Origin of the sequence: Streptomyces sp. NPDC051940, from assembly GCF_040680895.1 — a bacterium.
In the GTDB taxonomy this organism is placed as follows: Bacteria; Actinomycetota; Actinomycetes; order Streptomycetales; family Streptomycetaceae; genus Streptomyces.
Genome location: NZ_JBFAXR010000223.1, coordinates 1 through 6,911, shown reverse-complemented (window position 1 = coordinate 6,911; position 6,911 = coordinate 1). Strand labels below are relative to the sequence as shown.

At 72.7% G+C, this 6,911-nt stretch carries 7 protein-coding genes; 2 read left to right on the top strand and 5 right to left on the bottom strand.

Going from position 1 to position 6,911, the window contains the following annotated elements:
- Positions 1-82 precede the first annotated feature (82 nt).
- The gene (locus AB0M28_RS39210; RefSeq protein ID WP_365415415.1) at positions 83-1,402 is read right to left on the bottom strand and encodes an extracellular solute-binding protein; all 1,320 of its coding nucleotides are present in this window, start codon (positions 1,400-1,402) and stop codon (positions 83-85) included.
- 244 nt (positions 1,403-1,646) lie between these two features.
- On the opposite strand from AB0M28_RS39210, the gene AB0M28_RS39205 reads away from it, so the two are divergent.
- On the top strand, positions 1,647-4,052 hold the full coding sequence (locus AB0M28_RS39205) for a glycoside hydrolase family 2 protein (protein ID WP_365415413.1): 2,406 nt from the start codon (positions 1,647-1,649) through the stop codon (positions 4,050-4,052).
- On the top strand, positions 3,992-5,074 hold the full coding sequence (locus AB0M28_RS39200) for a LacI family DNA-binding transcriptional regulator (protein ID WP_365415411.1): 1,083 nt from the start codon (positions 3,992-3,994) through the stop codon (positions 5,072-5,074). Before AB0M28_RS39205 ends, AB0M28_RS39200 begins: the two co-directional genes overlap by 61 nt.
- 25 nt (positions 5,075-5,099) lie before the next feature.
- On the opposite strand, the gene AB0M28_RS39195 is transcribed toward AB0M28_RS39200, so the two are convergent.
- From AB0M28_RS39195 to AB0M28_RS39180, 4 genes are all read right to left on the bottom strand, one after another.
- A complete protein-coding gene (locus AB0M28_RS39195) occupies positions 5,100-5,717 on the bottom strand; it encodes a TOPRIM nucleotidyl transferase/hydrolase domain-containing protein (protein WP_365415408.1) in 618 nt (205 codons plus the stop codon).
- Between the two features lie 67 nt (positions 5,718-5,784).
- Positions 5,785-5,982, bottom strand: a complete 198-nt coding sequence (locus tag AB0M28_RS39190) for a hypothetical protein (protein ID WP_365415406.1) — start codon at positions 5,980-5,982, stop codon at positions 5,785-5,787.
- On the bottom strand, positions 5,979-6,371 hold the full coding sequence (locus AB0M28_RS39185) for a hypothetical protein (protein ID WP_365415404.1): 393 nt from the start codon (positions 6,369-6,371) through the stop codon (positions 5,979-5,981). The genes AB0M28_RS39190 and AB0M28_RS39185 overlap by 4 nt, the downstream gene beginning before the upstream one ends.
- Before the next feature lie 4 nt (positions 6,372-6,375).
- On the bottom strand, positions 6,376-6,911 hold a 536-nt coding region (locus AB0M28_RS39180), incomplete at its 5' end, for a sensor histidine kinase (protein WP_365415403.1).

The following is a 6,911-nucleotide window of genomic DNA, read 5'->3' as shown; positions in this document are numbered from 1 at the left end:
TCGCCCGCAGCCCCGCCAGCGGCGTGCGCAGGTCGTGCGAGATCCGTCCCTCCGGTACGCCGCACGATGTCGGTCACTCCCGTCACCCCGCGGACCCGACCGCGTCCGCCCACTTCTTCGCCAGGGCGTCCAGTTCGCCCTCCAGGCTGCCGTCCCGCGAGCCCTTGGCCATCTCGACGATCCGCTGCCGGTAGTCCGGCTTGGTGAAGCCCACCTCGGAGGCGTTGTCGATGGCGTTGACCTGGACGGCCTTGGCCTGGGAGATCTCCACCAGCTCCACGCCGGCCTCGGTGAACGGCTGCAGCGCCTCGGGCAGCGGGTCGGACTTCAGCGTGGAGACCGCCTTCTCGTTCGCCGGGTAGCCCGATTCGCCGGTGAACCACTCGATCCAGGCCCGTGCGGCCTCCTTGTGCTTGCTGTGGATGCTCACCGCCTGCTGGTAGTCACCGTTCAGCGCCGTGCACCACTTGCCGTCCTTCTGCTGCGGGAACGGCATGAAGCCGATGTCGTCCGGGTTCGCCCCGGCCTTCGTCGCCGCGTCCTGCATCTGGCTGATGGCCCACGAGCCCAGCGCCATCGTGGCGATCTCGCCCTTGGCGATCAGGCCCTTGGAGTTCTCCCAGTTGGTGGTCGTGGGGTCCTTCTCGACGAGCCCCTGCTTCACCACGTCGTACAGCAGCGTGTCGATCGTCCGCAGATCGCTTCCCTCGGCCCACGGGTCGTCGGCCGTGGCCAGCTTGTCGTTGCCGAGCGGGTCGCAGCTCATCCCGCCCAGATAGCCCTGCCACTGGGTGAGGGGCCACATGTCCTTGAAGTTCGTGTAGTACGGCACGGAGTCCGTCTTCGCCTTGATCGCCTTCAGGCCGGCGAGGAACTCGTCCGGCGTGGTCGGCCAGTCGGTGATGCCGGCCTTCCCCCAGACGGCCTTGTTGTAGACGAAGCCCATCGCGGAGCCGAAGTTGGAGAGGCCGTAGACCTTGTCGTCGACCGTGGAGTAGCCGGTGAAGCGGTACTTCTGGGCGAGCTCCGCCGGGGTGCCGAGGGAGGCGAAGAACTTCGGGTAGTCGTTGCGGGCGATCACGCCCGGGATCATCAGCACGTCACCGTAGTTCGTGGTGTTCATGCGGATCTTGACTTCGCCCTCGTAGTCCGTGATCCCGTCGAACGTGACGTTGACCTTCGGGTAGCGCTTGTGGAACTCGTCGGCGTACTTCTTCATCGTCCCGTTCTGCACCAGGTCCGTGCGGTGGGTCAGGACGGTGATGTCGCCGGACACCGCCTTCGGGTCGCTGCCGCCCTCGACGGACTGCTCGCTCGTTCCGGCCCCGCCGCCCGTGCAGCCGACGGCGGCGGCCAGCACCGCGGCGGCGAGCAGTGATCCGGCAGACACTCGGGTCCTCATTCGCACCAACTCCTCAGGGGGGCGCCGCCACTTGAGCGGTTCAGGTGAGTGGTCGGCACTATGGCAGCGGGCTCTGAACCGGTAAAGGTCCTGTTTCGCCGATGATGCCAAACCGTTACCTTGCGCCTGTGGTGCGGCGAGGCGAGATTTGACTAGACCGGTTTATGGACAGGGGGCGACGGCCGGGTCTACGTTGAACTCCCTCCCGAACGCCTTGGTCAGGCAACGCGATTGGAGCTCCCGCATGAAGGACGTCATCCCGCTCACCGAGGGCTGGACCCTGCGCCACGACGGCGCCGCCCTGCCCGCCCGGGTCCCGGGCTGCGTCCACACCGATCTGCTCGCGGCGGGCCTGATCCCCGATCCGTACCTCGGCACCAACGAGCGCGACGTGGCCTGGGTGGGCCGCCGCGACTGGACGTACACCGCCCGCCTCGCCCCGTGCGACGGCGGACACGAGCGCACCGACCTGGTCTTCGACGGGCTCGACACCGTCGCCGAGGTCGTCCTCGCCGGCGACACCCTCGGCGCCAGCCGCAATATGCACCGCTCGGTCCGCTACGACGTCACCGGCCGCGACGGCGCCCTGGAGGTCCGCCTCACCTCCGCCTACACCGAGGCGGACGCGGTGCGCGGACGGCTGGGGGAGCGGCCCGGCCCGTACGACGAGCCGTTCCAGTTCGTCCGCAAGATGGCCTGCAGCTTCGGCTGGGACTGGGGACCGACGCTGGTCACCGCGGGCATCTGGCGGCCGGTGCGCCTCGAGCACTGGTCGGTCGCGCGGCTGACCCGCGTACGGCCCCTGGTCACCGTCGGCGACGACGGCACGGGACGGGTGGAGCTGCGGCTGGAGGTGGCGCGCACCGACTCCGGCGCCGGACGGGAGCTGACCGCGCACGTCGCCGTCGGCGGCGTCACCGCGGCCGTGACCTTCGACGGCGACCGGGCGGTGCTGACCGCCGAGGTGCCGGACGCGGCCCTGTGGTGGCCCCGCGGCTACGGCGAGCAGCCGCTGTACGACTGCGAGGTCACCCTCGCGGCGGCCGGCGAACCCCTCGACACCTGGACCCGCCGCATCGGCTTCCGCACCGTCGCCCTCGACACCTCCGCCGACGGGCACGGCACCCGTTTCACGCTCGTCGTCAACGGCGAACCCGTCTTCGCCCGCGGCGTCAACTGGATCCCCGACGACGCGCTGCCCTCCCGGGTCACCCCCGCCCGCTACCGCGAGCGCCTGGAACAGGCCGCCGCCGCGAACGTCGACCTGATCCGCGTCTGGGGCGGCGGCATCTACGAGGACGAGTCCTTCTACACCGCCTGCGACGAACTCGGCCTGCTGGTCTGGCAGGACTTCCCCTTCGCCTGCGCCGCCTACCCCGAGGAGCAGCCGCTGCGCGGCGAGGTCGACGCCGAGGCCCGCGAGAACGTCGTGCGCCTGATGCCCCACCCCAGCCTCGTGCTGTGGAACGGCAACAACGAGAACCTGTGGGGCTTCCGCGACTGGGACTGGGAGCCGGAACTGGCCGGCGACTCCTGGGGCGAGGGCTACTACCTCGGCCTGCTGCCCCGGATCGTCGCCGAACTCGACCCCACCCGCCCGTACTGGCCCGGCAGCCCCTGGTCCGGCTCCTGGGACCACCACCCCAACGACCCCGCCCACGGCACCCACCACTCCTGGGACGTGTGGAACCGCCAGGACTACACCGGCTACCTGCACGACGTGCCGCGCTTCTCCGCCGAGTTCGGCTGGCAGGCCCCCGCCGCGTACGCCACCATGCTGCGGGCCGTGGGGGCGGACCAACTGGCGCCCCACTCCGAGGCGATGCTGCACCACCAGAAGGCGGAGGACGGCAACGGCAAGCTGGAGCGCGGCCTGGCCCGCCACTTCACCGTCCCGGACGACTTCGACCGCTGGCACTACCTCACCCAGCTCAACCAGGCCCGCGCCGTCGCCACCGGCGTCGAGCACTGGCGCTCCCACTGGCCGCTGTGCGCGGGCACGGTGGTGTGGCAGTTCAACGACTGCTGGCCGGTCACCAGCTGGGCCGCGATCGACGGCGACGCCCGCCCGAAGCCCCTGTGGTACGAGCTGCGCCGCCTGTACGCCGACCGGCTGCTCACCCTCTCGCAGCGCGACGGCCGGACGGCGGTGGCGGTGTGCAACCAGGGCGCGGAGCCCTGGGAGACGACGGTGTCCCTGCGCCGGACGGCGGTCGACGGGACGGTGCTTGCCTCGGCGTCCGTGCCGGTCACGGCCGCCGCGCGGTCGGTCGCCCTGGCCGACGTACCGGAGGAGCTGGTGCCCGCCGCCGGATCGGCGAAGGAGTTCCTGGTCGCCGAGGCGGCCGACGGCGCCGAACCCCTGCGCGCGTGGCACTTCCCCGTACGGGACAAGGACTTCGCGTACCCGCGCCCGGAGTACGACGTCACCCTGGAGTCCGACGGCGACGACGTCACCGTGGTCGTCGCCGCCCGCACCCTCGTCCGCGACCTCGTCCTGCAGGCCGACCGCCTCGCCCCCACTGCCGTGGCCGACCGCGGACGTGTCACCCTGCTGCCTGGCGAGCGGGTGCGCATCGGCGTACGGGGATGGGCACGGCCGCGCGCGGAGGACGTCCGCGCCGCCCTGTTCAGCTTGGAGGCGTCGTGAAAGCACCGTCCCGGGCGACCATCAACGACGTCGCGGCCCGGGCGGGCGTGTCCAAGGGTGCCGTCTCGCTGGCCTTCAACCACAAGCCCGGCCTCTCCGACACCACCCGCGACCGGATCTTCGCCGCCGCCCGCGAGCTGGGCTGGGCGCCCAACCGGGCCGCCCAGTCGCTGTCCAACTCCCGTGTGGACACGGTGGGCCTCGCGATCTGCCGGCCCGCGCGGCTGCTGGGGCTGGAACCGTTCTACATGGAGTTCGTCTCCGGCGTGGAGAGCGTCCTCAGCGAGCGCTCCTGCTCCCTCCTGCTGCGGCTGGTACGCGATCTGGACGAGGAGATCGCGCTGCAGGAGGGCTGGTGGAAGGGCCGCCAGGTGGCCGGCTCCATCCTGGTCGACTTCCACAACGACGACCCCCGGGTCGAGGCCCTGTCCGGGCTGGGCCTGCCCGCGGTCGCCGTCGGCCACCCGTCGCTGACCGGCGGGTTCACCTCCGTGTGGACGGACGACGCCACCGCCGTGGCGGAGGCCGTGCGCTATCTCGCCGCCCTCGGCCACCGGCGGATCGCCCGCGTCGGCGGCCCCGCCACCCTCGGGCACAGCGCGATCCGGCACGAGGCGTTCGCGGCGGCCGTACGGGAGCTGGGGCTGCCGGAGCCGCGGCAGATCGCCACCGGCTTCTCCGGCGACGAGGGGGCGCGGGCGGCGCGTTCGCTGCTGGTGTCACCGGAGCGGCCGACGGCGATCGTCTTCGACAACGACATCATGGCGGTGGCGGGCCTGTCGGTGGCCTCCGAACTGGGCCTGCGGGTGCCCGCCGACGTATCGCTGCTGGCCTGGGACGACTCGCAGCTGTGCGCGCTGACGCACCCCACGCTCTCCGCGATGAGCCACGACGTGCACGGCTTCGGGGCGGACGTCGCGCGGACACTGTTCGCGGTGATCACGGGGGAGGAGCCGCGGTCCCATCCGGTGCAGACGCCCGCGCTGACGCCGCGGGGGTCGACCGGGGCGGTGGGGGCGTAGGTCCGGCCGAGTGGGCCCCGGTCGCTCAGAGGCCGGCGAACAGCCCCTCCAGCGGGGCCGGTACGCGGTCGGGGTCGAGGGCCTCGACGAGGACGCGGCCGTAGTGGATCTTCCGTCCCTTCTTCGTGCCGAGGAAGCGGCGCAGCTGCTGCTCCGCCGGGCGGCCCTGCTGGGCGGGCTGGCGGAGGAACGTCTGCAGCGGCCGGTCGTCGCCCTCCTGCGCGACGAGCTCCGCCACCCGCCGGGTGCCGAGCGCGCGGATGAGCTCGTCCTCCAGGTCCGCTGCGCACACGAAGATGTCGTCCCGCGCCGCGCCGGCCCGCTCCCAGCCCCGGACGTAGTAGCCGAGCTCCCGCTCGTCGCACAGCCCCGTCAGCCGCAGGTCCAGCCCGTCCGGGCCGAGGATCCGGGTGAAGCGGCCGACGCTCATCGCCCCGCCCATCGGCTGGACGCAGACGCCCTCCGCCGCCAGGTCCCGGCCGCGGGCGGCGGCCAGCGCGCCGACCGCCGCCACGTCGCTCAGGCCCTCGAGCAGCACGACCGTACGGACGGACAGCCGCTCCGCCAGCTCGCGCGCGGGGCCGCCGGGGCCACCGGCCGCCCACTCGGTGACCGCGTCCCGGAACGTCCCCATGTCGCTCATGGGGCGAGTCTCGGTCGTATCCGGCCGCCCCGCCAGGCAATTTCGCTGCCGGGCCCCTCGCACGGTCTCAGTCCTCGGCCGCCGCGTCCTTGTCCGCCTGACCGGCCGCGCCCTCCGCGCCGTCCACCAGCTTCTGCATCCTGGCCAGCTCGGACGGCGACACGTCCTGCGGACTGCCCGCGTCACCGCCGCCGTCCGGCCCGCAGCCGGCCAGCAGCGTCACCGTGAGCACCGCGCCCGCCGCGGCGAGCAGCGCGCGCCTCATCGCCTGCCCACCTTCAGGCCGTTGTCCTCGCACCAGGTGCGGACCTCCTTCAGGTCCGTCTGCCGCTTCTCGATCTCCGCGGGGAGCTTCTTGCGGAACTCCAGCCGGTCGGTGAGGAACGTGGCCACCTCCTCGTGGCCCAGCTTGCCGGCGTTCTCGATCCGCTTCTCCAGCCGCGCGATCGAACCGCGCCTGGTCTCGTCGCCGTTCAGCCGCTTGAGCGCCCGCTCCAGCCGCTTCTCGATCTTCGGCACGCGCTTGCACAGCGTCGCGGCCCCGTCCCCGGTGGGCGGTCCGCTCTTGCCGCCGCCGTCGGCGTGGGCGCTGCTCACGGGCAGCAGCAGGGCGAGCGCCGCGGTCAGCGCGGCGGCGGTGGTCTTCGCCTTCATGGCGTCAGCCTCCTCGGCTCGGTCGGCGGGGAGCGTAGGAGGCGTTCTTGTGGGAATCCTGTGCGGGCACCGGGGAGTCGGGATCCCGCGCGAGCCAGTCCCGTCGTACGGAGGGATCCGCCGGCCCGTCCAGCGGCAGGGTCAGTACGAAGCGCGCCCCGCACCCGGACGGCGGGGGCGTCACCTCGACCGTGCCGCCGTGCAGCGCGGTCTGCTGCGCTACCAGCGTGAGTCCGAGCCCCGAGCCGGGGCTGCCGGGCCGGTGGCGGAAGCGGTCGAAGACCCGCGCCCGTTCCTCCGGCGCGATGCCCGGGCCCTCGTCGTCGACGGTCAGCACGGCGGCGTCGCGCGCCGGGTCCGGCCGCACGGTGACGGTGATACGGGACGGGGTGCCGTCCGTCGCGCCGTGCACGGCCGCGTTGGTGAGGAGGTTGTTCAGCGTCGAGCGCAGCCCCGGCTCCCAGCCGCTGACGCGGCGGGGGCGGTACGTCAGTCCCAGGTGCCGTAGACGTAGACCGTGCCGGAGCCGGGGTCGACGAC

Coding starts and splice junctions, on each gene's coding strand:
- AB0M28_RS39210 (WP_365415415.1), bottom strand. CDS start 1,402: ATGAGGACCCGAGTGTCTGCCGGATCACTGCTCGCCGCCGCGGTGCTG.
- AB0M28_RS39205 (WP_365415413.1), top strand. CDS start 1,647: ATGAAGGACGTCATCCCGCTCACCGAGGGCTGGACCCTGCGCCACGAC.
- AB0M28_RS39200 (WP_365415411.1), top strand. CDS start 3,992: ATGGGCACGGCCGCGCGCGGAGGACGTCCGCGCCGCCCTGTTCAGCTT.
- AB0M28_RS39195 (WP_365415408.1), bottom strand. CDS start 5,717: ATGAGCGACATGGGGACGTTCCGGGACGCGGTCACCGAGTGGGCGGCC.
- AB0M28_RS39190 (WP_365415406.1), bottom strand. CDS start 5,982: ATGAGGCGCGCGCTGCTCGCCGCGGCGGGCGCGGTGCTCACGGTGACG.
- AB0M28_RS39185 (WP_365415404.1), bottom strand. CDS start 6,371: ATGAAGGCGAAGACCACCGCCGCCGCGCTGACCGCGGCGCTCGCCCTG.